1 protein-coding gene is annotated in these 258 nt (G+C 68.2%); it reads left to right on the top strand.

Annotated elements, in window-relative coordinates; genetic code table 11:
• On the top strand, positions 1 to 258 hold a 258-nt coding region (locus AC0IW9_RS31210; protein ID WP_471652173.1), incomplete at both ends, for an AAA family ATPase.

Here is a 258-nt window from a genome sequence, read left to right as displayed (position 1 = left end):
CGCAACGAGCATGGCGGCGCCGAGGTGTCGCGCCAGGGCGTGCAGCGCGACCTGCTGCCGCTGGTCGAAGGCACCACGGTGACGACCAAGTACGGCCTCGTGAAGACCGACCACATTCTCTTCATTGCCAGCGGCGCCTTCCACCTCGCGAAGCCCAGCGACCTGATTCCCGAGCTGCAGGGCCGCCTGCCGATCCGCGTCGTGCTGGACTCGCTGTCGGTGGCCGACTTCGAGGCCATCCTGACGAGCACGCATGCC

It is taken from the genome of Belnapia sp. AC561 (assembly GCF_979252845.1).
This window is presented reverse-complemented; position numbering and strand designations above follow the sequence as displayed.